Here is a 23836-nt window from a genome sequence, read left to right as displayed (position 1 = left end):
AGCGGTATTCTCGTAATAGTGACGGTTATGATAACCGATTACCGTATTGTAATCGAGTTGAATAAAATGACTGGGGGAAGAAAAATGAGAGTGAAAGAGCAATTGTTAACTTTGAGAGCATATGTACCTGGGAAAAATATTGAAGAAGTAAAAAGGGAATATGGATTATCAAAAATTGTGAAATTAGCATCGAACGAAAATCCATTCGGTTGCTCTACCCGTGTAACAGAAGCATTAACTTCTTTAGCGAGTCAATACGCTCTTTATCCAGATGGATATGCCTTTGAACTTCGGACAAAAGTAGCAAAACATTTAGGGGTTAAAGCGGAACAACTGTTATTTGGTAGTGGATTAGATGAAGTCATTCAAATGATTAGTCGTGCATTACTACATGAAGGAACAAATGTTGTAATGGCGAATCCAACGTTTTCTCAATACCATCACCATGCTGTTATTGAAGGAGCAGAAGTTCGTGAAGTACCACTTAAAGATGGCATTCACGATTTAGATGCGATGTTACAGCAAGTGGATGACAAAACGAAGATTGTATGGATTTGTAACCCGAATAATCCGACAGGTACATATGTAGAGAAACAAAGATTACTTTCATTTTTAGAATCAGTTCCTAAGTCAGCGCTCGTTATTATGGACGAAGCATATTATGAATATGCGGGGACAGAAGACTATCCGCAAACATTACCACTTCTTGAAAAGTATGAAAATCTTATGGTTTTACGCACGTTTTCAAAAGCATATGGTTTGGCTGCTTTCCGAATCGGATATGCGGTTGGTAATGCGAAGTTAATCGGTCAGCTAGAAGTAGCAAGGTTACCATTCAATACATCGACTGTAGCCCAATCTGTAGCACTTGCTGCATTAGAAGATCAAGCATTTTTACAAGAATGTGTGAAAAAGAATGAAGAAGGGTTACATCAATATTACGCATTTTGTAAGGAATATAACGTATTCTATTATCCGTCTCAAACAAATTTCATTTTCTTAAAACTGGGCATTACTGGTAATGAGGCTTTCGAACGATTAATGAAGAAAGGATATATTGTTCGTTCTGGTGCTGCATTTGGTATACATGATGGTATTCGTATTACTGTTGGTTTGAAAGAAGAAAATGATGAAATTATAGAATTATTGAAAGAGCTTGTAAAAGAGCAAGTAAAGAAAGAAGAAACATATTCTTAAGAGTGTGTGAAGGCTCCTATTATAGGAGTCTTTTTTATGTAAATAAAGATTGGTGAAGAAGGCATGTAAAGCTCAATCCGTGCGGGTCAATAATTAATAAGGGAAGTTATTTGCACGGTAATGAAAGAAAACGGTACAATAGAAAGTAGTAATGCGGTATCGGTGTCATATTCGAATCGTTATCAGTGAAAGTACAAGAAGAATTATGCTCATTCAAAAGGTTGCGTTCTTACATCTAGTTGCTTATGATAAAGTGAAACTTTAATCAGTGGGGGGATGTTTATCCCCACTGATTATTAGCCCGCACCAATCGGGATTTAACGGGCAGCTCGCCCCCCTCAAACTTCTTTGTCTTCGCTGAATTTTGAGGTGGGGGTCTTACTGCCCGTAAATAGCGGGGGAAATGAACAGAAAAGAATATTTTTTAGAATTAAAGGAGACGTTTATGCAAAAGTTTGAACAGGCTGTTTCATATATTGAAAATGGTGAAGCGGAAAAAGGATTACAATTATTAAAAGAACAATTAAAAATTGCGAATGATGAAGAGAAATATGATATTGCTCGTTACTATCATACACTGGGATTTACGGATGAAGCGTTAGCTATTACAGAAGACTTGCGTTTATTGTACCCGGAAGAAAGTGAATTCACTGTATTTTTAGCAGAATTATATATTGATCTAGACAAAGAAGATGAAGCGATTGAAGTGCTTCATGACATTCCAGAAAATGATGATTTATATGTTCAATCGTTATTACTTGTTGCGGATTTATTCCAAATGCAAGGTTTTGATGATGTAGCAGAACAAAAACTATTAAAGGCGAAAGAAATGATGCCTGAAGAACCTGTTATTACGTTTGGATTAGCAGAGTTATATAGTAGTAAAGGTGAAGAACAAAAGGCAATCACTCATTATGAGTCGCTATTAGCGGAACATAAAGTAATGGGAGGTGTTGTCATTGCACTTCGCCTCGCAGAAACGTTAAGTGCGATTGGAAATTGGGAAGAAGCGATTTCTTACTACGAAGCAGGTTTAGAGGAACAAAAAGATATCCACTCATTATTTGGATATGCCTTCACATTATACCAAGGTGAAGAATACCAAAGAGCAATTGGTGCTTGGCAAGAACTAAAAGAATTAGATCCTGAGTATGCATCGTTGTATATGTATTTAGCGAAAAGTTATGAAAAAGAAGGAATGCTTCAAGAAAGCTATGAAACACTTCATGAAGGAATTAAAGTAGATGAGCTTTCTGTACCATTTTATGTAGAATTAGCGAACATTGCGGCGAAATTAGGAAAAATAGCGGAAGCAGAAGAAGTGCTTCAAAAAGCGCTTGAGTTAGATCCAGGACATTTAGGTGCAACATTAAAATATGCGTATATCTTAAAAGAACAAGAAAAGTATGAAGAGCTAATTGCAGTTGTAGAGCGTGCGATTGATAGCGGAGAACCAGATACACAATTACTTTGGGATCTTGCGTTTGCAAAAAAACAATTAGAAATGTATTCGGATGCATTAAAACACTATGAAAGTGCATATACTTCTTTTAAGAATCATCCAGACTTCTTGGAAGAGTACGGTTATTTCTTATTGGAAGAAGGAATGCGAAAAGAGGCGAAAGAAGTATTTACTCAGTTAATACAACTAGACCCGACACAAATTCATATTGAAGAATTGTTATATAATTTAGAGGATTTTTCATAAGTTGGAAGGAAACTGAATGCCGCTTCTTGAATCTAAAAAGAAAAGAGAAAGACAGAGGAGGGACTTAATTGCTATGAATACCCCTGTTTCTGTAAACGAGAAGAAGGATTTTGTAAAATGGTTTTTGAATAATTACCAACTGAAACAGCGTGAATGTGTATGGATTTTGAATTATTTAATGAGTCACGACCAATTGATGCATAAAGTCCACTTCGTAGAGCATGCAAAGTATTGTCCGCGTGGTTTAGTGATGTCCGCGAATTGTGTGAAAGACACACCATTTCACTTTTTTAAACAAAATGTTATGACAACAGATGCTGAAAAATCGTTTCATGATATTCGTTTAAATCGAGATGAGGATATTTATATTCAACTCAATTTTAAATCATCGTTTCAAAATGCAAATTATGTAGCTGTATTAGAAGAAAACCCGTATTTACCAAAGCATATTGAAGTAAATGAAAAAGATCGTTTACTTGCAGAAAGATTTTTAGAAGAAAGTGTATTTTCTTTTAGAAGAGAACGTCTTTTGAAACAAATTGATGAAGCGCTGGATAAGCAAGATAAGGAAGCGTTTCATAGGTTAACGGCGGAGTTAAAGATGTTATAGAATTCATTTGGATTCATAAAGTTTTACAAATTTCAGACTTTTTAAGAAAAACTACCTTAATATAGGTAGTTTTTCTTTTTTTACCTCTTTTAGTATGGTTTAATATATATAAAGTGAAAGTTCTGTTATTTATAGGGGAGGGAAGAAATTTGAAATGGGTTGTAAAAGATGTAGAACAGTTTGAGCAAGCAAGAGAGTATGTAGATACAGGTGTTATACCACTTTTATCAATTTCGGCAGCGAAAGAAATGAAAATGGTAGTAGAACAAGGTGAATTTATCGAATTGTTGAGTATGGAACTAGAAAGAGAATATAAAGGAAGAGTGCTTTTACTACCTGCATTTACGTATTTAGTAGAAAGTCAAAAAAATGAAAAAGGTCGTTTGCAAGAATGGACAAATCATTTACAAAAGCAAGGTTTTAAGCATATTGCTTATGTTACAAGTGATTTTTCGTGGAAAGAAGATATGCAAGAATTACAGGGAGATTTATTTTGGTTTCCTTCATTAGCGTTAGAACAATTTAGTGATCAAGCGAAAAGAGAAGTTATTCATGCACATATAAAAAATATAATGGTGATGTTAGAAGAAAAATGGGGAAAGTAATAATAAACAGAAAGTTCTTATTATTATGAGTAGTATGATATTGACCTGTGCATGAGCGTATTATATCATGATAGTGTCCTAGTTTTTATTTTTTATATAATTTATCACGAGGGGACAATTTCTGATAGAGGGGGGAAATTTTCGTGAGCGAGAAAGAACATCGTGTGTCAAGAAGACAGTTTTTAAATTACACCCTTACAGGGGTAGGAGGCTTTATGGCAGCGGGTATTTTAATGCCGATGACGCGATTTGCGCTTGATCCGGTGTTAAGAAAAGAAGCGGGAACGGATATGGTTGCTGTTGCACAAGTAAAGGATATTACAACAGAGCCGAAACGTTTCGACTTTAAGGTGAAGCAGGTTGATGGTTGGTACAAGTCCGAAGAGCCAAAATCAGCTTGGGTTCATAAAGATGAAAGCGGAGACATTGTTGCGTTCTCTCCAGTATGTAAACATTTAGGATGTACAGTGAACTGGAATTCGGACAAAGCACATCCGAATCAATTCTTTTGTCCATGTCACGGGGGCCGTTATACAAAGGACGGGATGAACATTAAAGGCACGCCGCCCCTTGCTCCACTGGATGTATACGAATCTAAAGTGAAAGATGGAACGCTGTATTTAGGAAAAGCGAAGCCAAGAGGGGGTGCGAAGTAGATGCTAAATAAAATTTATGATTGGGTAGATGAAAGGTTAGATATTACACCAATATGGCGTGATATCGCTGATCATGAAGTACCTGAACATGTAAACCCGGCACATCACTTCTCTGCATTCGTTTATTGCTTTGGAGGACTTACCTTTTTCGTTACTGTCATTCAAATTTTATCTGGAATGTTTTTGACGATGTATTATGTGCCTGATATTAAAAATGCTTGGGAATCGGTTTATTATTTACAAAATGAGGTTGCGTACGGACAAATTGTTCGTGGTATGCACCACTGGGGTGCTAGTCTCGTCATTGTAATGATGTTTTTACATACACTCAGAGTTTTCTTCCAAGGTGCATATAAAAAGCCTCGTGAGTTAAACTGGATTGTTGGTGTTCTTATTTTCTTTGTTATGTTAGGTCTTGGTTTTACCGGATATTTATTACCGTGGGATATGAAAGCGTTATTTGCTACGAAAGTAGGGATTCAAATTGCAGAGCAAACGCCGCTCATTGGTCCTTATATTAAAACATTACTCGCTGGTCATTCCGAAATTGTTGGCGCTCAAACATTAACTCGCTTCTTTGCTATTCACGTCTTCTTCTTACCAGCAGCACTTCTAGGTTTAATGGCCTTCCACTTCATCATGATTCGCAAACAAGGTATTTCCGGTCCGCTATAAGAGATTGCTAAATTAAAGGGGAAAGAACTAAAGGAGGGAGATTATGCATCGCGGCAAAGGGATGAAGTTTGTAGGAGATTCTCGGGTACCAGTAGCTCGGAAACCAAATATTCCAAAAGACTATTCTGAATACCCAGGGAAAACAGAAGCATTTTGGCCGAATTTCTTGTTAAAAGAATGGATGGTTGGTGCAGTTTTTTTAATCGGTTATTTATGTTTAACAGTGGCGCATCCGTCACCACTTGAGAGAATGGCGGATCCAACTGATGCTGGATATATACCACTTCCAGATTGGTATTTCTTATTCTTGTATCAGTTATTAAAGTATTCTTATGCTTCTGGCTCATTTACTGTAATTGGAGCGTTTATTATGCCAGGGATTGCGTTTGGCGCATTACTGTTAGCTCCATTTCTTGATCGAGGTCCAGAAAGACGTCCGCTGAAGCGTCCTGTAGCAACTGGATTTATGCTTTTAGCAATTGCGTCGATTATCTTTTTAACTTGGGAATCTGTAGCACACCACGACTGGGAAGCTGCAAAAAAACAAGGAGCAATTGTAAAAACAGCACCAGTTGATAAAAATGATGACGGCTATAAATTAATGCAAAAAAATACTTGTTTAACATGTCACGGTGACAATTTACAGGGCGGGGCAGCAGCACCAGCACTGCAAAACTTAACTTTAAAGCCAGAAGAAATTGCTAAAATTGCGAAAGAAGGAAAAGGTTCGATGCCTAAAGGTGTATTTAAAGGTACAGATGAGGAACTGAAGAAGCTTTCGGAATTCGTTGCAAAGTATAATAAAAAATAATAAAAAGCTGACTACAAAATTTGTAGTCAGCTTTTTATTTTGATGAAAGAAAATTTACTATATAATAGAGTAGAGTTTGAGGAAAGAATGACTTTGTTTGAAAGGTGTTGGACATACAGCTTGGTTTACTTGTATGCAATGTTAAGACAACGCTCCGTATTATTATTTTTATTAGTTGTTAACATATTAGGTACAATATACGGATTTATATGGTATGGAAACCAATTAAAAGAAACTTCCCCTATATTTTGGCCGTTTGTACCCGATAGCCCGATGGCGAGTCTCTTTTTTGTCTTTGTTTTAATTGCTTTTTTAATAAAGAGAAATTGGGGATTAATAGAGGCGTTAGCGATTGTTACTTTAATAAAATATGGGATATGGGCTGTTGTTGTAAATGCAATTATGATCTATGTAAAAGGTCCTATTGGTTTTATCGGGTATATGTTAATGCTTTCGCATTTTGCGATGGCAGTACAAGGATTGTTATATGCACCGTTTTACCGTATAAAAAAATGGCATTTTGCGGTAGCAGCTATATGGACAATACATAATGATGCAATTGATTATTTATTTTGGCAAATGCCGAGATATGGAATTATGCATTTGTTTGTAGAAGAAATTGGTTATTTTACGTTCTGGCTAAGCATCGCTACACTATGTATTACATATTATTCTTGCTTGCGTGAGAACCGAAAACAGTTTTCTTTATGATAGTTAGAACATGTAGGGGGAGAAAATGAAGAAAAATAAGAGTGGTACAAAAATATGGGATCGATTGATTACGATAGCTGTTTCATACAGCATAGCATTTTCTATATTTGCACTCGCAACAACGGCGGTTGTATACGGAAAATGGCTATATTATTTTGAAATTGATTTTTTAAATATTCCAGATTTAGCGGATATGACAAAGGATGATATTAAAAGAAATTATGATGTGCTTATCACATATTTATCGCCGTTTTATGATGGAGCATTACAGTTGCCAACATTAGATATGTCTACAAATGGCCGTATTCATTTTGTAGATGTTAAAAATATTTTAGTAAAGATTCAATATGTGATGTATGCGACAATTATGATTGCAATGGTAGGCGGCATTTATTTATTAAAAAAGAAAAATGAAAAGTTTTTACTACACGGATCGATTTTAACAATTATTTTTCCGATAGCGCTCATGTTACCGATTGCTATTAATTTTGAAAAGAGTTTTGTATTATTCCATAAGCTTTTGTTCAGTAATGATTATTGGATGTTTGATATTGAAACGGATCCGATTATATTAATGCTACCAGAAGAATTCTTTATGCATGCTGCGTGTGTTATTTTATTGTTTATTTTAGGTGGTAGCATACTTTGTTATAGCTTGTATAGATATTTCGTAAAAAAGAAAAGGATTTCAAAGGAAAAATTCTCTGCTTAAAGAGAATTTTTTTATTTGTAAAACGATAATATATTTTTCGGTTCAGTTCTGTTCTATTCTTGTCCAAATTAACATATTTTGTACTAGTAGTTATAGGGGGGACCGTGATGAAGAGAACATTAATTGGATTGATAGCATTTCTAATTATAATGTTTCCGTTACGTATATATGCTGAAGAGTGGAGTGAACTAACAGGGTTGTTAGACGACTCATTACAATTAGTGAAGCGTAATGAAGATGAAAAAGCAGTACAAGTCTTACAACATTTCTCGGAACAGTTTGTAATAAAGGGGAATGAAAAGAAGCAAGAAGTAACGTCAGATCAAGTTAGAGTTATTTCTTTAGCTTATGACAAGGCGAAACAATCACTCGTGGAAGAAGATGTAAGTAAACAAGTTAAAATTGATAATGTGTTAGCCCTACAGTTCGCGGTTGATGCACAAGTATCAAAGTATCAACCACTTTGGATGGAAAGAGAAAGAAAAGTAATGGATGCCTTTTCTCAAATGGAAAAAGCGATGGAAAAAGAAGATACGGGACAGTTTCAACAAACGTTAAACACATTTTTACATGAATTTAATATTATTTATCCAAGCTTAATGATCGCCTTGCCAGAAAACGAAGTGCAGCGTGTAAATGTCCATCTATCCTATTTGGATGAATTTCGTAACGTTATGTTAAAAACGAAAGGTGGGCAAATGCAATTAGGAATCATTAAAGGGGATTTGCAAAAAATATTTCACACAGTAAAAAAAGATGAAATTGCACCCTCTCTTATTTGGTTTATGACAATTACTGGAGGTCTTATTTTATTCACATTAACTTATGTTGGATGGAGAAAGTATAAAGGCGAGAGAGAAAAAAGAAAAAGTAATGTACACTCTAAGAATAGATAATGTAATAAATAAAGATACGGATTGTAAGGTTTATTCATTGACAATGGTGGCAGAAGAAAATAGAATGAGAAGTACTATAATTAAAACTTCAATGGAGGTTCAGAGATTCATGATGTTTTATTTAATTTACTTCGCGATCATTTTGATCATACCGTTGTATGCACAGTCAAAAGTACGTAGTGCCTATAGCAAGTATTCACAAGTTTATTCAACATCAGGTATGACAGGAGCAGAAGTGGCTCGAAAAATTTTGGATGAAAATGGATTATACAATGTCGCTGTTGAAGAAACACCAGGTCATTTATCAGACCATTATGATCCAACTGCCAAAACAGTTCGATTATCAACAGATAACTATTACGGTCATTCAGTTGCTGGAACAGCAGTAGCGGCACATGAAGTAGGACACGCAATTCAAGATGCAAAAGATTATAACTTTATGCGTATTCGTCATTCATTAGTGCCAGTTGCAAACTTTGGATCGAATATTTCTTGGATATTTATTATGATTGGTGCCTTTGCATCTATGTCTAACTTATTGTTATTAGGTATCATCTTAATGGCAGCAGGTGTTGTGTTCCAACTTGTTACATTACCAGTTGAGTTTGATGCATCAAAGCGTGCAATGCAGCAAATTGAAGCGTTAGGTATCGTATCAACAGATGAATATGGGCAAGCTCGTAAAGTATTAAATGCGGCAGCATTAACATATGTAGCGGCTGCAGCTGTAGCAGTATTTGAATTATTACGTCTCGTATTAATGTATACTGGTATGCAGCGTAGCGACGACTAAAGACTATCAATTTTGATAGTCTTTTTTGTTTTGTGATTGAATTATATAATGTATTACAAATAGAAATAATAGAAGTAATGTGGAAAGGTGGTGGGGGAAATGAAATATCCGAGCCATTTAGTAAAACAAGTGAAAGAACAAAGTGCTTCTTATCAGCTAGAAGGATTTTTAAGTGGACAAGGTCCTGAAAATCCAAAATTTATGTTGCTAGGAGAAGCGCCTGGTGAAACAGAAATTCATAATGGGATTCCGTTTAGCGGGAGAGCGGGAAAACAATTAATGGATTTTTTAGAACGGATTCACGTTACAAGGGAAGAAGTATATATTACGAGCGCTGTTCGGAGCAGACCTTATAAGTGGCGAGGGAAAAAAGAACGAAATGGTGAAATCATACAGAAAAAGTATAATAGAACGCCAAATCAAGGAGAAATACTTGCCCATGCCCCTTTGTTAGATTATGAATTAGAGAAAATAAACCCGAAGCTTATCGTCACACTTGGAAATATCGGCCTTCAACGTTTGACAGGAAAAAATACAAAAATAACAGATGTGCACGGACAATTATTAAAACAGCCCATTCAAAAATTAAAGGATATGCAAAGTGCAGCGTTTACATGGTCAGAGAAAGAATATCATATTTTCCCGACTTTTCATCCTGCTTCCATTTTTTATAATCGGAGCTTATTGGAGCTTATTTATGAGGATTTAGAGAAACTTAAGCGATATGTAATAAAAAACTAGAAAAGCTAAAGAGCTTTTCTAGTTGCATTTATGTATGTAACGGATTTTTATTCTCATCCAATGTAAAACCTTCACCAACTACATCATGTACGTCACTTACAGCAACAAAGGCATGAGGATCTACAGAAGTAATAATATTTTTTAATTTCACGATTTCATTTTTAGCAACAACGCAATATAATACGTTCCGTTCCACTTTTGTATATGATCCAACAGCTTTTAAAAAGGTTGCTCCGCGCTCCATATCAGATAAAATTTTGGCAGCAATTTCATCGTTTTTATCTGAGATAATAGTTGCTCCTTTCGCCGCATAGGCTCCTTCTTGCATAAAATCAATGACTTTCGCCCCGATAAAAACAGCAACTAGCGTATACATGCCCTCGCGGTATGATAAATAGGTAAGAATAGAGACGATAATGACGATAGCATCAAACATAAACATCGTTTTTCCCATACTCCAGCCAACATATTTATGAGCGAGTCTCGCGATAATATCTACACCGCCAGTAGTCCCGCCATATTTAAATATGATCCCAAGACCGATACCAATAAATGCCCCGGCGAATAAAGCAGCGAGTGTCATATCATTTTGTAAGTTTAAATGTAAGTTGAGAACTTCGTAACGCTGAAAAATCCATAGAAATAAAGATACGCTAAAGGTGCCGATTAGTGTATATAAAAATGTCGTTCTTCCAAGTAACTTCCAACCAATAAAAAATATAGGGATATTTAAAAGTAAGTTTGAGTAAGAAGGATCAAACTTAAATAGAAAATACAATAATAGTGTAATACCGGTAAATCCACCTTCTGCAAGGTGATTTTCAATATTGATATTCACAATACCGAAAGAAAAAATAGCGGAACCGATTAAAATGAAAATGATATTTCGAATTCTCAAATTTGATGTCATATAGAAATCCCCCTAATTATGTAGATTGCATTGCTCCGCTGAAACGGTAAAACATAATGATAAGTAATTTCTAGTTGCTAGTGAAAATAGTGAAGGCTACAAAAATCCGATTGGTTCAACTAATCTTTTGCGAAAAGCATGCAAAAGAAGTTTCACTTTACCCTGTTCCAACGGCTGGTAGGAGATAAAGCTCTGAAGAAGGGCAAACCAGCCATAGGAACCCGATTGGTTCAACTAATCTTTTGCGAAAAGCATGCAAAAGAAGTTTCACTTTATTATAGTCTATCCAAAAAAGGGTCGCAAATAGGTGTTTTGCGGGGAATAATATTTGTCAAATCGCGATGAATTGGCTAACATGAAAGAGGAAGGATTAGAGGTGAATTGTATGGAAACAAAAACGATGAAGGATATGCAGAAAGAAGTAGATGCATATATTGGTCAGTTTAAAGAAGGTTATTTCAGTCCACTTGCAATGATGGCTCGTTTAACGGAAGAAATGGGGGAGCTTGCAAGAGAGGTTAATCATTATTATGGTGAGAAACCGAAGAAAACAACTGAAACAGAACGTAGTATTGAAGAAGAGCTTGGAGATGTATTATTTGTTATGATTTGTATGGCAAATAGTTTAAATATTGATTTAGAAACAGCACATAACATTGTAATGAATAAATTTAATACTCGCGATAAAGATCGCTGGACACGTATTGATGAGGGAGAGAAAGAATAATGAAAGAAATTAAAGTAATTATCGCTGGACCAAGAGGACGTATGGGACATGAAGCAGTCCTTCTTATGGAAAGAACGGAACATTTTAATTTAGTAGCAGCAGTGGATTATAAGCATGGTGGAGAGAAAATCTCTGATTTACCGGGCATGCCAGCGTTACAAGCGCCAATTTACGCAGATTTACATACTTGTTTAGAGGAAGTAGAAGCAGATGTGTTGTTAGATTTAACAACGCCAGAAGTTGGAAAACAACACGTTACACTAGCAGTTGAGCGTGGACTTCGTTCTGTTATTGGTACAACTGGATTTACAGAAGAAGAACTAAAGCAATTAACAGAGAATGCGAAAGAAAAAGCAGTAGGAACAATTATCGCTCCGAACTTTGCAATTGGTGCAGTTCTTATGATGAAATTCTCACAAATGGCAGCGAAGTACTTCCAAGATGTTGAAGTAATTGAATTGCATCATGATCAAAAATTAGATGCACCATCTGGTACAGCTGTAAAAACAGTAGAATTAATTCGTCAAAACCGTAAATCAAAGCAGCAAGGTCACCCAAATGAAGTAGAGCAACTAGAAGGTGCTCGTGGTGCAAATGTAGACGGCATTCACATTCATAGTGTACGTTTACCAGGACTTATTGCACACCAAGAAGTAATGTTTGGTGGAGATGGACAAATGTTAACGGTTCGCCATGATTCATTCAATCGTGCATCCTTTATGTCAGGTGTAAAACTATCAATTGATACAGTAATGAATTTAGATCATCTTGTGTACGGATTAGAAAACATTATCGACTAAAGGGGAGACAACGGATGAAAATTGCCTTAATCGCACATGACAAAAAGAAAAATGACATGGTTTCGTTTGCGTATGCATATAAACCAATTTTTGAGCAACATGAATTGTTTGCAACAGGGACGACAGGACTTCGTATTATGGAGGCAACTGGTTTAGTTGTAACAAGATATCAATCGGGTCCTCTTGGTGGTGATCAAGAAATTGGTGCCATGATTGCGAAAAATGATATGGATATGGTGATTTTTTTCCGAGATCCACTAACGGCTCAGCCGCATGAACCAGATGTAAATGCATTGCTTCGTCTATGTGATGTATATGCGATTCCACTTGCAACGAATATGGCAAGTGCTGAAATGTTAATGCACGCATTAGAGCGAGGAGATTTAGATTACCGCAAGTTAAGAAAATGAGGGGAACAATTATGAGTGGATTACATATATTAGCGTTTGGTGCTCATGCCGATGATGTTGAAATCGGCATGGCTGGTACCATTGCTAAATATACGAAGCAAGGGTATGAAGTAGGTATTTGTGATTTAACAGAAGCTGATCTTTCTTCTAATGGAACAATAGAATTGAGAAAAGAAGAAGCAAAGGCGGCAGCTCGTATAATGGGAGTAAAAACGAGACTGAATTTAGCGATGCCAGACCGTGGTTTGTATATGAAAGAAGAGTATATACGTGAAATTGTAAAGGTGATTCGTACATATAAACCAAAACTAGTTTTTGCGCCGTATTATGAAGATCGTCATCCAGATCATGCGAATTGTGCAAAACTTGTGGAAGAAGCTATTTTTTCAGCGGGAATTCGTAAATATATGCCAGAGCTTCCACCACATCGTGTGGAGTCTTTTTATTATTATATGATTAATGGTTTTCATAAACCGAATTTTTGTATAGATATAAGTGAGTACCTTTCTATAAAAGTGGAAGCATTAGAAGCATATGAAAGTCAGTTTTCAACAGGTAGTGATGGTGTGAAAACGCCGTTAACAGAAGGTTATGTTGAAACTGTGGTCGCTCGAGAGAAAATGTTTGGAAAAGAAGTTGGAGTCTTATATGCCGAGGGATTTATGAGTAAGAAACCGGTTTTATTACATGCTGATTTAATAGGGGGATGTAAATGAAATTAAAAATAGGTATTACATGTTATCCTTCTGTAGGTGGTTCTGGAGTTGTTGGAACAGAATTAGGAAAGCAATTAGCGGAACGCGGGCATGAAATTCATTTTATTACATCGGGTTTACCATTCCGGTTAAATAAAGTGTATCCAAACATTTATTTTCATGAAGTGACGGTAAATCAATACTCTGTATTTCAATATCCACCATACGATTTAGCGTTAGCGAGTAAAATGGCAGAGGTTGCACAAAGAGAAAACCTAGATATTTTACATGTGCATTACGCAATACCACATGCAATTTGTGCTTATTTAGCAAAACAAATGATTGGAGAGCGTATTAAAATTGTTACAACCTTGCATGGAACAGATATTACTGTGTTAGGTTCCGACCCTTCGCTAAATAATTTAATTCGTTTTGGTATTGAGCAATCTGATGTTGTGACGGCTGTCTCGCATTCATTAATTAACGAAACGCATGAGCTTGTAAAACCAAATAAAAACATTCAAACGGTATATAACTTTATAGACGAACGTGTATATTTCAAGCGTGATATGTCTCAATTAAAGAAAGAATACGGTATAAGTGAGAGTGAAAAGATACTAATTCACATTTCAAACTTCCGTAAAGTGAAACGTGTGCAAGATGTTGTTCAGGCATTTGCTAAAATTGTTACAGAAGTAGATGCGAAGTTGCTTCTTGTTGGAGATGGACCAGAATTTTGCACGATTTTACAGATAGTGAAAAATCTACATATTGAAGATCGCGTCTTATTCTTAGGGAAGCAAGATAATGTTGCAGAGCTACTTGCGATGAGTGATTTAATGTTGCTTCTTTCAGAGAAGGAGAGTTTTGGTCTTGTTTTATTAGAAGCGATGGCGTGTGGTGTACCTTGTATCGGAACAAGGGTTGGAGGTATTCCAGAAGTCATTCAACATGGCGAAACAGGATATTTATGTGAAGTTGGCAATCCAACAGGAGTGGCAAATCAAGCCATTCAGCTATTAAAGGATGAAGAACTTCACCGTAATATGGGAGAGCGAGCAAGAGCAAGTGTTTACGAGCAGTTCCGCTCTGAAAAAATCGTCTCACAATATGAAACGATTTACTATGATGTACTAAGGGATGACAAAAATGAAAAGATTTAAAAAAGCTAGCTCTATTATTGAGACTTTAAAGCAACAAGGACATGAGGCCTACTTTGTCGGTGGAAGCGTACGAGATCTTATTATCGATAGGCCGATTGGAGATATTGATATTGCGACATCTGCTTTACCAGAAGAAGTGATGGCTATATTTCCAAGACATGTTCCTGTTGGTCTTGAGCATGGAACTGTAATTGTGGTAGAAAATGGTGAACCTTATGAGGTAACCACTTTTCGAACAGAGAGCGAATATGAAGATTTTCGAAGACCTAGTAGTGTTCAATTTGTTCGTTCATTAGAAGAGGATTTAAAACGTCGTGATTTCACAATGAATGCAATTGCGATGACAGAAGAAGGCGAAATGGTTGATTTATTTGCTGGACAGGAAGCGATTCAAAAGAGAGAAATTGTGACAGTTGGCAATGCTGCGGATCGTTTTCAAGAAGACGCCCTGCGAATGATGCGTGGTATTCGTTTCGTAAGTACGTTAGGTTTTTCTTTAGAAATGAAAACGAAACAAGCAATTGAAACATATGGACATTTACTGGAACATATTGCAATTGAGCGAATTACAGTGGAATTTGAGAAACTGTTAACTGGTACATATTGCGTGAAGGGCTTGCAAGAATTAGTAGAAACGAAGCTATTTTCTCATCTGCCATATTTACAAATGTCAGAAGAGAGATTATTAAAAGCTACGCAGTATAACTGGGATTCTTTTGAAACGGACATTGAGGCATGGGCATTTTTCTTATATTGTATCGGAGAAGAGCATCCATCTGTCTTTTTGCGTCAATGGAAGTTTTCGAATAAAAAAATAAAAGATATCGTCGCAGTTTTATTAACAATTCGTACGAGAAAGGAGAAGGATTGGGATACAGTCCTTCTTTATAAAACGGGACTTCATATCGCTGAAATGGCCGAAAGAGTATATGAAGCGATGATTGAAAGCTATGATCATACAGCTGTTAAACGAGTACAAACGTTGTTTGAAGTATTGCCAATCAAGAGTCGCCAAGAAATGAATGTGACTGGGAATGATTTATTAAACTGGGCAAATAAAAAGCCCGGTCCGTGGGTCGCTGAAATGATTCAAAAAATTGAGGAAGCAATCGTACAAGGAAACGTAGGTAATGAGAAAGAGTGTATAAGGGAGTGGCTGCAAGAATGCAATCTACTATAAGAAAGCAGTTATTGCAAGTTTTTTCGGAAGCGGATGGCGCGTTTGTATCTGGCCAAACGATTAGTGATAAACTTGGTTGTTCAAGAACCGCTGTGTGGAAACATATGGAGGACCTTCGGAATGAGGGATATGAACTTGAAGCTGTGCGTCGATTAGGTTATCGCATTGCGGGTAAGCCAGACAAAGTAACTGCTAATGAAATTCAGTTAGGGTTACAAACGAAACATATTGGTAGAACGGTATATTTTGAAGAAACTGTTGAATCCACGCAGCATATTGCAGCAAAACTTGCTTATGAAGGCGCAGAAGAAGGAACGATTGTTGTGGCAGAAGAACAAACGTCGGGCAGAGGTCGTTTAAGCAGGAAATGGTATTCACCAAAAGGAACAGGAATTTGGATGAGTATTATTTTACGTCCATCAATCCCTGTTCATCATGCACCACAACTTACTTTATTAGCGGCTGTGAGCGTTGCACAAGCAATTGAAAAGTGTACGGGTGTAAACGTAGGAATAAAATGGCCGAATGATATTTTAATTCAAGGTAAAAAGGCTGTAGGTATATTAACAGAAATGCAGGCGGATCCCGATAAAATTAATGCTGTTATTATGGGGATTGGTATTAATGCGAATCAAAAGCAAGAACATTTTGATGAGGAAATTCAGCATATTGCTACTTCTTTAGCAATTGAATCCGGTAAGCCAATTGTTCGTGCAGAGCTTATGCAACAAATCTTTTTACAACTAGAAAAATTATATGAAGAGTATTTACAAAATGGTTTCTCTGTTATTAAAATTCTTTGGGAAAGTTACGCTGTGAGCATCGGGAAAGAAATTACAGCCCGAACGATGAGACAGTCGATTACAGGGCTAGCAAAAGGGATTACAGAAGAAGGTGTATTACTTCTAGAGGACCATGAGGGAAAAGTACATCATATTCATTCTGCGGATATCGAAATTAAGTAAAAGAAGTTCCTCTTTTGGAACTTCTTTTTTATTTCCATATTTTGAGCTAATCTTGCAATACGATAATAAATTTTTTAATAACTAATTTTCATTTTACGTATCGTCCGGTTGTTCTTACTTGTTATTTGACGATTACTTTGCCATCCATTCCTTTAAGGAGATGGTACCGGCATATTAATTCATATGTACCAGTACTTTTAGGTTTCACGGTAATACTTTTTTCTTTTTCTGGCTCAACTATGACGTCAATGCCGAGTTTTTTTACTGTAAAGGTGTGCTCGTTTTTACCTTTATTTTTTAATAGTAATGTTGTTGATTCTTCAATCGGAATCGTGATGATATTGGGGTTAAAGTAATCATCATTCAGTTCGACCTCAATTACTTTTGTTGAATCGATAGGTTGTGTGCCGACGTTAACTGAGGCAAAGACATTGAAGGATCCTAAAGTCATACACCATACAATCATCACAAGCAAACTGATGAACCGAGATAACCATTTGTTCATAGACATTCGCCATTCTCCTTTTGTAAGTACTTTTCCTCAATTAACTTGCATCAATATTTTAAGAGTTATACTATGCATGTAAACAAAGCTGTTTATCTTTCTATGATTGCGTCAGTTATAAAAAAATTTCACATACCGTAATGAGAATAAAAATTATTTTTTCAAAAAAATGTAGTAATTCCTTTTCGGAGTTTGCTATAATTAGTTCGAATGTGGGCAGTATCAGAGCGAACTGCACCATGATTCGAAGAATACGAAAACTAATAACTTGGATTCTGCCTTGATCCAATAACGGACTGGGACAGAGGGATGAATAATGCCGACTAACACACAACCCTTCTGCCCTTTTATGGCCAGAGGGGTTTTTTTATATGATTTCGGCCATCGCCTCTCTCCTGCATAAAGGAGGAGTAGTTTTTGAAAACAAAAACAGATTTTTTGAAGATGAAAGAGCAAGGTGAGCCGATTACAATGCTAACGGCGTATGATTATCCATCTGCTAAGTTAGCAGAAGAAGCTGAAGTTGATATGATTCTAGTTGGAGATTCCCTTGGGATGGTTGTGCTCGGCTACGATTCAACAGTACCTGTAACAGTAGAGGATATGATTCATCATACGAAAGCTGTACGCCGAGGAGCGAAAGAGACGTTTATTGTAACTGATATGCCATTTATGTCGTATCATGTGTCGTTGCAAGATACGATGGTGAATGCACGCCGTATTGTTCAAGAGAGTGGTGCTCATGCACTGAAGGTAGAAGGTGCAGGGGAAGTGGTATCAACTATTCATTACTTGACGAATGCGGGAATTCCTGTCGTGGCACATTTAGGCTTAACTCCTCAATCTGTAGGAGTACTAGGTGGGTATAAAGTACAAGGAAAAGATGCTGAAAGTGCAAAGAAATTAATAGAAGATGCGAAGAGATGTGAGGAAGCTGGTGCGATAGCGCTTGTGTTAGAATGTGTGCCAATGCAGTTAGCAGAATTAATTTCGAAGCAACTAACAATTCCGACGATTGGAATTGGAGCAGGGCGAAAGGTAGACGGGCAAGTACTTGTTTATCATGATCTTATCTCATACGGCGTAAATCGTGTTCCGAAATTTGTGAAGCAATATACGTCTGTTCAAGAGGAGATTGTGCGAGGGATTTCACAATACGTTACTGAAGTAAAGACAGGACAATTTCCAGAAGAAAAACATTCATTCACAATGAAAGAGGAAGAATGCTTAGCGTTATACGGAGGAAAACAATAATGAAAATCGTAACTACAGTGCAAGAGATGCAGCACATTACAAACGAACTTCGTACAAGTGGAAAAAGTATTGGTTTTGTTCCAACGATGGGTTATTTACATGAAGGTCATGCGACTCTATTACGTAAGGCAAGAGCAGAAAATGAAATTGTCGTTTTAAGCGTGTTTGTCAATCCGCTACAGTTTGGGCCGAATGAAGATTTAGATCGATACCCTCGTGATATTGATAGAGATGAAAATGTAGCAAAAGAAAACGGTGTAGATTATTTATTTTATCCGAGCGTAGAAGAAATGTATCCAGCAGAACAAACGACAACAGTAGCAGTTGTGAAGCGTACTGATGTATTATGTGGCAAACAAAGACCTGGTCATTTCGCTGGTGTTGCGACTGTACTAATGAAACTGTTTAATATTACATTACCAACGCGTGCGTATTTCGGTATGAAAGATGCACAGCAAGTTGCTGTCATTGAAGGATTTGTCGCTGATTTTAATATTCCGGTTACGATCGTACCAGTGGATATTGTAAGGGAAGAAGATGGATTAGCGAAAAGTTCTCGTAACGTGTATTTATCACAAGAAGAGCGTGAAGAGGCTCCTCATTTATACCGCAGTCTATGTGTTGCGAAAGAAAGAATTGAGGCAGGCGAACATAATTCAGAAATTATTACAACTCTTGTGAAAGAGTATATTGAGACGTATACGAAAGGCACTGTAGATTATGCTGATTTATATGCCTATCCTTCACTACAAGTAATAGATAAAATTGAAGGACAAATCATTTTAGCAATTGCAGTTAAATTTGAGAATGTACGATTAATTGACAATATAACATTAACGGTTAAATAAGGGGGAGCATCTATGTTTCGCACAATGATGAGAGCGAAGTTACATCGCGCTACAGTAACAGAAGCAAATTTAAATTATGTAGGTAGTATTACAATTGATGAAGATTTAATGGATACAGTAAATATTGTAGAAAATGAAAAAGTACAAATTGTAAATAACAATAATGGTGCTCGCTTAGAGACATATGTTATTAAAGGAGAACGCGGTAGCGGTGTTGTTTGTTTAAATGGTGCAGCTGCAAGGCTTGTACAGCCAGGGGATAAAGTTATTATTATTTGCTACGGTTTAGTGGCAGAAGAAAATATTCATAAACAAGAGCCGAAAATTGCAGTATTAGACGATGATAATCAAATTATTGAAATGTTAGGTGCTGAAAAAGCGGGTACGATATTATAAGTAAGAAGGCTATCTCTATTACGGAGATAGCTTTTTTGTGCATCTTTTCATTAAGATGAGATAAAACGTGGTATAGTAACATTATATAATTATGTGTTTGATAGGTAAGAAATTGAGGTGTTACATATATGAGTAAGCGTTATGTCGTTGTGGATTTAGAGACGACAGGGAACTCCTGGAAGGATGGGAAGGATAAAATTACCCAAATTGCAGCTGTTGTAGTGGAAGATGGAGAGATATTAGAGATTTTTTCATCTTTTATTAATCCGAAGAGAGAGATTCCGCCATTTATTACAGAGCTAACAGGGATTGATGAGAGTATGGTTAAGCAAGCCCCGTTATTTCAAGATGTAGCCCCGATGGTTGTTGAGCTATTACAAGGTGCAGCTTTCGTTGCACATAATGTTCACTTTGATTGGAATTTTTTAACGGAAGAATTAAGGCAGGCTGGATATACAGAAGTACATTGCCCAAAAGTTGATACAGTTGAGTTGGCGCAAATTCTTTTGCCGACGGCTGATAGTTATAAATTACGTGATTTAGCTAAACAACATGAACTAGAGCACGATCAACCACATCGTGCCGATAGTGATGCTCTTGCAACAGCGGAATTGTTTTTACAATTTTTAAATGAAATTGAAAAGTTACCACTTGTCACCTTGCAATCGCTTTATGAATTGAGCGATGTTTTTCAAAGTGATATAGCGGATGTACTTGCTGAAAATATTTTAAAGAAAATGATGCATGGTAAAAAAGAGGCAGAGGGGTATGAAGTGTATCGAAATATTGCGCTTCGAAAACGGAATTATTCTTTAAATCTCAGTGAAACATGTTCATCTAAATTTGATGCTTTCTTGCATAAGACAATCGATAAACTTGAATTGAATATGCCACAGTTTGAAAAAAGAGAAAGCCAACAGATTATGATGAAGGAAATATATACAGCACTAAGAGATTCTAGGTTTTCACTAATAGAAGCAGGAACAGGAACAGGAAAGACTCTTGCGTATTTGCTTCCAAGTATTTATTTTGCAACGAAAAAAGAAGAACCTGTCATCATAAGTACCCAAACTGTACAACTACAACAACAAATATTAGAAAAAGAAATTCCATTATTACAGAAAATAATGCCATTTTCATTTGAAGTAGCTCTGTTGAAAGGAAGAAAGCATTATCTTTGTCTACATAAATTTGAATATGCTTTGCAAGAGGAAGAGAAAAATTATGATATGGCGCTCACAAAGGCCAAAATTTTAGTGTGGTTATTGCAAACGGAAACTGGCGATCGGGATGAATTAAATATTCCTGAGGGCGGAAAGTTACTTTGGAACCGTATTTGTAGTGATGTACATAGTCCAGGCGGGATGCAAAGCAACTGGTATAGTCGTTGTTTTTATCAACGAGCAAAGAATAAAGCATTATTTGCAGATATCGTTATTACAAATCATGCGTTATTATTTCAAGATTTTTCAAGTGAAGAACCACTATTTGCTTCATGTGAACATATTATTTTTGATGAAGCTCATCATATCGAGGAAGCGGCGAGTAGAACATTAGGTGAACAGTTCTCCTGTATGTATTTCCAGCTAGTTTTATCTCGTCTTGGTACGCTAGAAACAGATGATGTACTTTCTAAAGTATATAAAATGATGAAAAAATCAGAACAAGCCTCTCGTTCGACTTTCCGTATGGTGAGTCATAGTTTGAAGGAATTGAAATTTGATGCGGATGAGCTATTCCAAATGTTACGTGCTTTTATCTTTAAGCAAACAAAGCAGGAACAAGGGATAAGCAATATGCCAGTCATTTATCGATATAACACGGAAGTAGAGAAAGGTAAGTTATGGGATAGCATTACCGAGTTAACAAATCGTTTTGTATACGATGTAAGGAAATTGTTGACTACACTTGAGAAGCAAGTTGATATATTGCAAAGTAAGTTAGAATGGGAGATGCATGTTGTTACAGGTGAATTTATGCATTTAATTGAGTTATTGAGAAAGATGGAACAATCTTTACAATTACTCATTTTAGAAAAAAATTCATACGTGACATGGATGGAGACTGAAACGAAGGGAACAATTCATTCAACAGTTTTATATGCGCAGCCTGTTCATATTGGTGAAAGATTTGCTGATGAATTTTTAACACAGAAAAAGAGTGTTATTTTTACATCAGCAACGTTAACAGTAAACGATTCATTTGATTATATAAAAGAAGAGCTAGGTTTACATGATTTTGCTCCTAATACATTACAGGTTCCTTCACCTTTCCGTTTTGAAGAACAGATGAAATTAATGGTTTCAACGGATGTGCCTTTTATTAAGCAAGCAAGTAATGAAGAATATATTGAATCAGTGTCGGGACATATTGCAAAAATAGCGAAAGCTACAAAAGGTAGAATGCTTGTTTTATTCACTTCGTATGAAATGTTGAAAGAAGCGTATACGAATTTGAAAAATGATGAGGAATTAGAAGGGTATTTATTATTGACGCAAAGTGTGAATAATAAGAGCCGAAGTCGTCTCATTCGTAAATTTCAAGAGTTCGACAAATCAATTTTGTTAGGAACAAGTAGTTTTTGGGAAGGGATAGATATACCTGGAGATGCCCTTAGTTGCCTTGTTATTGTCCGGCTTCCCTTTACGCCTCCTCATCAACCGATGATGGAAGCAAAAGGAGAGTGGTTAAAAAATCAAGGAGAGGACGTATTCGCTAAGTTAGCACTCCCGCAAGCAATCTTGCGTTTCAAACAAGGATTTGGTCGTCTGATTAGAACAAGTACAGATACTGGAACGGTATTTGTATTAGATCGTCGTTTGACAAGCTCTTCTTATGGAAAACATTTTTTACAATCAATCCCAACTGTCCCGCTCTATGAAGGGCCGTTAGAAGAATTGTTAGAACAATTAAAGGAACAATCAAATGAATAAATTTGGAAGAAAAATACGCCTGAAGTACATTTAAACTTCAGGCGTAAAAAATGTGGGTAGGAGGAATTTTATTTTTCTTACTTCTTGTATACAAAATGTAGTGGTTTTCGACTTGAAACCTTTTTTTGCTGTACATGTCCTGCTATAATAGATGGGTGATGAAGCAGGGGTTGTAAAGAATGTACTCTTATTGTAACCGCATTGCGTTCTTCTATAATTAGAAATTTTTGTGTAACGGAGGAGTTTTTTCATGGATAAGAAAATCGAAGTCCTATCAACGACGCGTATTAAATATTCGTCTGACTTGTATAAAATCGTTGATAGTTTGAATCGTACGTTAAAAGAGCAGGACCTCATGTTCGGATTAGCATTAGACGAAAAAGATAAAGAAACAGCTGTATTTACGATTTACAGAACGTAGTGATACAATGAAAAAGTGGATCTTTGCAATCGTTATCGTAATCGTTGCTAGCGGAATATATGGGGCGTATGTTTATAATAAAGCAATGGAAAAGAAAGTTCCTAAAGAGGAAAAATCTGTAGAAATTGCAAAGGAAAAAGCAAAGCTTACAAAAGTAAAATCTGTTGATTATTATAATGGAAATTCTTCATATACAGTCGTACAAGGTGTAGACGAAAAAGGAGAACAAATTATTGTTTGGGTACCTGATAAAAAAGGGAATGTCCTTGTGAAGAAAAAGAGTGAGGGTATTCCTGAAAAAGAGGCTTTGCAAAAGTTGGCTGAACAAGCTACAGGAAAAGGCGATGAGCCGAAGCCAAAGCCAAAAGAAATTATAAAAGTAAAATTAGGTGCTCAAAACGATATTCCGTTGTGGGAAATTACATATATTGATCAGGAAGATCGTTATACGTATTACTATCTAGAATTTCAAAATGGGGTTTATGCTGGTCACTACAGCATTGAAAAATAGATG

Annotated in this window: 27 protein-coding genes; 25 read left to right on the top strand and 2 right to left on the bottom strand. The window is 36.2% G+C overall.

Going from position 1 to position 23836, the window contains the following annotated elements:
* The first annotated feature begins 84 nt into the window (after window positions 1–84).
* The 12 genes from hisC to QCI44_RS20445 all read left to right on the top strand — a co-directional run bounded on the left by hisC (window position 85) and on the right by QCI44_RS20445 (window position 10115).
* Window positions 85–1197, top strand: a complete 1113-nt coding sequence (gene hisC / locus QCI44_RS20500; RefSeq protein WP_098560753.1) for a histidinol-phosphate transaminase — start codon at window positions 85–87, stop codon at window positions 1195–1197.
* A gap of 445 nt (window positions 1198–1642) precedes the next feature.
* Window positions 1643–2905 carry a tetratricopeptide repeat protein gene (locus QCI44_RS20495; protein ID WP_016134011.1) on the top strand — a complete coding sequence of 421 codons (1263 nt, stop codon included), beginning with the start codon at window positions 1643–1645 and terminating at the stop codon, window positions 2903–2905.
* Between the two features lie 73 nt (window positions 2906–2978).
* A complete protein-coding gene (locus tag QCI44_RS20490) occupies window positions 2979–3515 on the top strand; it encodes a ReoY family proteolytic degradation factor (protein ID WP_001095923.1) in 537 nt (178 codons plus the stop codon).
* A gap of 149 nt (window positions 3516–3664) precedes the next feature.
* Window positions 3665–4120 (top strand): YpiF family protein, encoded by a 456-nt coding sequence (locus tag QCI44_RS20485; protein ID WP_016134012.1) that lies wholly within the window; start codon window positions 3665–3667, stop codon window positions 4118–4120.
* 143 nt (window positions 4121–4263) lie between these two features.
* Window positions 4264–4776 (top strand): menaquinol-cytochrome c reductase iron-sulfur subunit, encoded by a 513-nt coding sequence (qcrA, locus tag QCI44_RS20480; RefSeq protein WP_001290420.1) that lies wholly within the window; start codon window positions 4264–4266, stop codon window positions 4774–4776.
* Window positions 4777–5451 carry a menaquinol-cytochrome c reductase cytochrome b subunit gene (qcrB, locus tag QCI44_RS20475; RefSeq protein WP_000932700.1) on the top strand — a complete coding sequence of 225 codons (675 nt, stop codon included), beginning with the start codon at window positions 4777–4779 and terminating at the stop codon, window positions 5449–5451.
* Window positions 5452–5494: 43 nt separating this feature from the next.
* Entirely contained in the window at window positions 5495–6262 is a 768-nt protein-coding gene (qcrC, locus tag QCI44_RS20470) for a menaquinol-cytochrome c reductase cytochrome b/c subunit (RefSeq protein WP_000554603.1), read from the top strand.
* 120 nt (window positions 6263–6382) lie between these two features.
* On the top strand, window positions 6383–6973 hold the full coding sequence (lhaT, locus tag QCI44_RS20465; RefSeq protein WP_098986199.1) for a lipoprotein heptaprenylglyceryl N-acetyltransferase LhaT: 591 nt from the start codon (window positions 6383–6385) through the stop codon (window positions 6971–6973).
* Between the two features lie 25 nt (window positions 6974–6998).
* A complete protein-coding gene (lit, locus tag QCI44_RS20460; RefSeq protein ID WP_016088634.1) occupies window positions 6999–7685 on the top strand; it encodes a lipoprotein intramolecular transacylase Lit in 687 nt (228 codons plus the stop codon).
* A 107-nt stretch (window positions 7686–7792) separates the two neighbouring features.
* Entirely contained in the window at window positions 7793–8581 is a 789-nt protein-coding gene (gene ypjB / locus QCI44_RS20455) for a sporulation protein YpjB (protein ID WP_016134013.1), read from the top strand.
* A 112-nt stretch (window positions 8582–8693) separates the two neighbouring features.
* Window positions 8694–9374 carry a zinc metallopeptidase gene (locus QCI44_RS20450; RefSeq protein ID WP_033659816.1) on the top strand — a complete coding sequence of 227 codons (681 nt, stop codon included), beginning with the start codon at window positions 8694–8696 and terminating at the stop codon, window positions 9372–9374.
* A gap of 99 nt (window positions 9375–9473) precedes the next feature.
* Window positions 9474–10115 carry a uracil-DNA glycosylase gene (locus QCI44_RS20445; protein ID WP_098986201.1) on the top strand — a complete coding sequence of 214 codons (642 nt, stop codon included), beginning with the start codon at window positions 9474–9476 and terminating at the stop codon, window positions 10113–10115.
* 28 nt (window positions 10116–10143) lie between these two features.
* Here QCI44_RS20445 and QCI44_RS20440 read toward each other — a convergent pair whose 3' ends face one another.
* Complete coding sequence (locus tag QCI44_RS20440) at window positions 10144–11025, bottom strand: YitT family protein (RefSeq protein ID WP_016088630.1); 882 nt, start codon at window positions 11023–11025, stop codon at window positions 10144–10146.
* Between the two features lie 385 nt (window positions 11026–11410).
* On the opposite strand from QCI44_RS20440, the gene QCI44_RS20435 reads away from it, so the two are divergent.
* The 7 genes from QCI44_RS20435 to QCI44_RS20405 are packed head-to-tail and all read left to right on the top strand — an operon-like array spanning window position 11411 to window position 16965.
* Complete coding sequence (locus tag QCI44_RS20435) at window positions 11411–11752, top strand: nucleotide pyrophosphohydrolase (protein WP_016088629.1); 342 nt, start codon at window positions 11411–11413, stop codon at window positions 11750–11752.
* A complete protein-coding gene (dapB, locus tag QCI44_RS20430; RefSeq protein ID WP_116363171.1) occupies window positions 11752–12552 on the top strand; it encodes a dihydrodipicolinate reductase in 801 nt (266 codons plus the stop codon). Before QCI44_RS20435 ends, dapB begins: the two co-directional genes overlap by 1 nt.
* Before the next feature lie 14 nt (window positions 12553–12566).
* Window positions 12567–12962: a methylglyoxal synthase gene (mgsA, locus tag QCI44_RS20425; RefSeq protein ID WP_000684767.1), complete on the top strand. Its 396-nt coding sequence runs from the start codon at window positions 12567–12569 to the stop codon at window positions 12960–12962.
* Between the two features lie 11 nt (window positions 12963–12973).
* The gene (bshB1, locus tag QCI44_RS20420; protein WP_016088628.1) at window positions 12974–13678 is read left to right on the top strand and encodes a bacillithiol biosynthesis deacetylase BshB1; all 705 of its coding nucleotides are present in this window, start codon (window positions 12974–12976) and stop codon (window positions 13676–13678) included.
* Window positions 13675–14820, top strand: a complete 1146-nt coding sequence (gene bshA, locus QCI44_RS20415; protein ID WP_016088627.1) for an N-acetyl-alpha-D-glucosaminyl L-malate synthase BshA — start codon at window positions 13675–13677, stop codon at window positions 14818–14820. Before bshB1 ends, bshA begins: the two co-directional genes overlap by 4 nt.
* Window positions 14807–16000 (top strand): CCA tRNA nucleotidyltransferase, encoded by a 1194-nt coding sequence (locus QCI44_RS20410; RefSeq protein WP_088083491.1) that lies wholly within the window; start codon window positions 14807–14809, stop codon window positions 15998–16000. The genes bshA and QCI44_RS20410 overlap by 14 nt, the downstream gene beginning before the upstream one ends.
* The gene (locus QCI44_RS20405; protein ID WP_016088625.1) at window positions 15985–16965 is read left to right on the top strand and encodes a biotin--[acetyl-CoA-carboxylase] ligase; all 981 of its coding nucleotides are present in this window, start codon (window positions 15985–15987) and stop codon (window positions 16963–16965) included. Before QCI44_RS20410 ends, QCI44_RS20405 begins: the two co-directional genes overlap by 16 nt.
* A gap of 121 nt (window positions 16966–17086) precedes the next feature.
* Here the strand turns inward: QCI44_RS20405 and QCI44_RS20400 are convergent, their stop codons facing one another.
* Window positions 17087–17476, bottom strand: a complete 390-nt coding sequence (locus tag QCI44_RS20400) for a cupredoxin domain-containing protein (protein WP_016088624.1) — start codon at window positions 17474–17476, stop codon at window positions 17087–17089.
* A gap of 411 nt (window positions 17477–17887) precedes the next feature.
* Between QCI44_RS20400 and panB the strand changes: the two genes are divergently transcribed.
* The 6 genes from panB to QCI44_RS20370 all read left to right on the top strand — a co-directional run bounded on the left by panB (window position 17888) and on the right by QCI44_RS20370 (window position 23833).
* The gene (gene panB, locus QCI44_RS20395) at window positions 17888–18724 is read left to right on the top strand and encodes a 3-methyl-2-oxobutanoate hydroxymethyltransferase (protein WP_016088623.1); all 837 of its coding nucleotides are present in this window, start codon (window positions 17888–17890) and stop codon (window positions 18722–18724) included.
* Entirely contained in the window at window positions 18724–19572 is an 849-nt protein-coding gene (panC, locus tag QCI44_RS20390) for a pantoate--beta-alanine ligase (protein WP_353811428.1), read from the top strand. The genes panB and panC overlap by 1 nt, the downstream gene beginning before the upstream one ends.
* 12 nt (window positions 19573–19584) lie before the next feature.
* Entirely contained in the window at window positions 19585–19968 is a 384-nt protein-coding gene (panD, locus tag QCI44_RS20385) for an aspartate 1-decarboxylase (protein ID WP_353811427.1), read from the top strand.
* Window positions 19969–20096: 128 nt separating this feature from the next.
* Window positions 20097–22901, top strand: a complete 2805-nt coding sequence (gene dinG, locus QCI44_RS20380) for an ATP-dependent DNA helicase DinG (RefSeq protein WP_098986207.1) — start codon at window positions 20097–20099, stop codon at window positions 22899–22901.
* A gap of 250 nt (window positions 22902–23151) precedes the next feature.
* Window positions 23152–23322, top strand: coding sequence for a YpmA family protein (locus QCI44_RS20375; protein ID WP_000358352.1), 171 nt, complete (start codon window positions 23152–23154; stop codon window positions 23320–23322).
* Window positions 23323–23329: 7 nt separating this feature from the next.
* The gene (locus QCI44_RS20370; RefSeq protein ID WP_016088620.1) at window positions 23330–23833 is read left to right on the top strand and encodes a cell wall elongation regulator TseB-like domain-containing protein; all 504 of its coding nucleotides are present in this window, start codon (window positions 23330–23332) and stop codon (window positions 23831–23833) included.
* Window positions 23834–23836 lie beyond the last annotated feature (3 nt).

It is taken from the genome of Bacillus cereus group sp. RP37 (assembly GCF_040459695.1).
Lineage (GTDB): Bacteria > Bacillota > Bacilli > Bacillales > Bacillaceae_G > Bacillus_A.
This window is presented reverse-complemented; position numbering and strand designations above follow the sequence as displayed.

Bases quoted from the DNA above. Each gene is read 5' to 3' on its own strand.
- hisC (WP_098560753.1), top strand. From the start codon at position 85: ATGAGAGTGAAAGAGCAATTGTTAACTTTGAGAGCATATGTACCTGGG.
- QCI44_RS20495 (WP_016134011.1), top strand. From the start codon at position 1,643: ATGCAAAAGTTTGAACAGGCTGTTTCATATATTGAAAATGGTGAAGCG.
- QCI44_RS20490 (WP_001095923.1), top strand. From the start codon at position 2,979: ATGAATACCCCTGTTTCTGTAAACGAGAAGAAGGATTTTGTAAAATGG.
- qcrB (WP_000932700.1), top strand. From the start codon at position 4,777: ATGCTAAATAAAATTTATGATTGGGTAGATGAAAGGTTAGATATTACA.
- qcrC (WP_000554603.1), top strand. From the start codon at position 5,495: ATGCATCGCGGCAAAGGGATGAAGTTTGTAGGAGATTCTCGGGTACCA.
- lit (WP_016088634.1), top strand. From the start codon at position 6,999: ATGAAGAAAAATAAGAGTGGTACAAAAATATGGGATCGATTGATTACG.
- ypjB (WP_016134013.1), top strand. From the start codon at position 7,793: ATGAAGAGAACATTAATTGGATTGATAGCATTTCTAATTATAATGTTT.
- QCI44_RS20450 (WP_033659816.1), top strand. From the start codon at position 8,694: ATGTTTTATTTAATTTACTTCGCGATCATTTTGATCATACCGTTGTAT.
- QCI44_RS20445 (WP_098986201.1), top strand. From the start codon at position 9,474: ATGAAATATCCGAGCCATTTAGTAAAACAAGTGAAAGAACAAAGTGCT.
- QCI44_RS20440 (WP_016088630.1), bottom strand. From the start codon at position 11,025: ATGACATCAAATTTGAGAATTCGAAATATCATTTTCATTTTAATCGGT.
- QCI44_RS20435 (WP_016088629.1), top strand. From the start codon at position 11,411: ATGGAAACAAAAACGATGAAGGATATGCAGAAAGAAGTAGATGCATAT.
- dapB (WP_116363171.1), top strand. From the start codon at position 11,752: ATGAAAGAAATTAAAGTAATTATCGCTGGACCAAGAGGACGTATGGGA.
- mgsA (WP_000684767.1), top strand. From the start codon at position 12,567: ATGAAAATTGCCTTAATCGCACATGACAAAAAGAAAAATGACATGGTT.
- bshB1 (WP_016088628.1), top strand. From the start codon at position 12,974: ATGAGTGGATTACATATATTAGCGTTTGGTGCTCATGCCGATGATGTT.
- bshA (WP_016088627.1), top strand. From the start codon at position 13,675: ATGAAATTAAAAATAGGTATTACATGTTATCCTTCTGTAGGTGGTTCT.
- QCI44_RS20410 (WP_088083491.1), top strand. From the start codon at position 14,807: ATGAAAAGATTTAAAAAAGCTAGCTCTATTATTGAGACTTTAAAGCAA.
- QCI44_RS20405 (WP_016088625.1), top strand. From the start codon at position 15,985: ATGCAATCTACTATAAGAAAGCAGTTATTGCAAGTTTTTTCGGAAGCG.
- QCI44_RS20400 (WP_016088624.1), bottom strand. From the start codon at position 17,476: ATGTCTATGAACAAATGGTTATCTCGGTTCATCAGTTTGCTTGTGATG.
- panC (WP_353811428.1), top strand. From the start codon at position 18,724: ATGAAAATCGTAACTACAGTGCAAGAGATGCAGCACATTACAAACGAA.
- panD (WP_353811427.1), top strand. From the start codon at position 19,585: ATGTTTCGCACAATGATGAGAGCGAAGTTACATCGCGCTACAGTAACA.
- dinG (WP_098986207.1), top strand. From the start codon at position 20,097: ATGAGTAAGCGTTATGTCGTTGTGGATTTAGAGACGACAGGGAACTCC.
- QCI44_RS20375 (WP_000358352.1), top strand. From the start codon at position 23,152: ATGGATAAGAAAATCGAAGTCCTATCAACGACGCGTATTAAATATTCG.
- QCI44_RS20370 (WP_016088620.1), top strand. From the start codon at position 23,330: ATGAAAAAGTGGATCTTTGCAATCGTTATCGTAATCGTTGCTAGCGGA.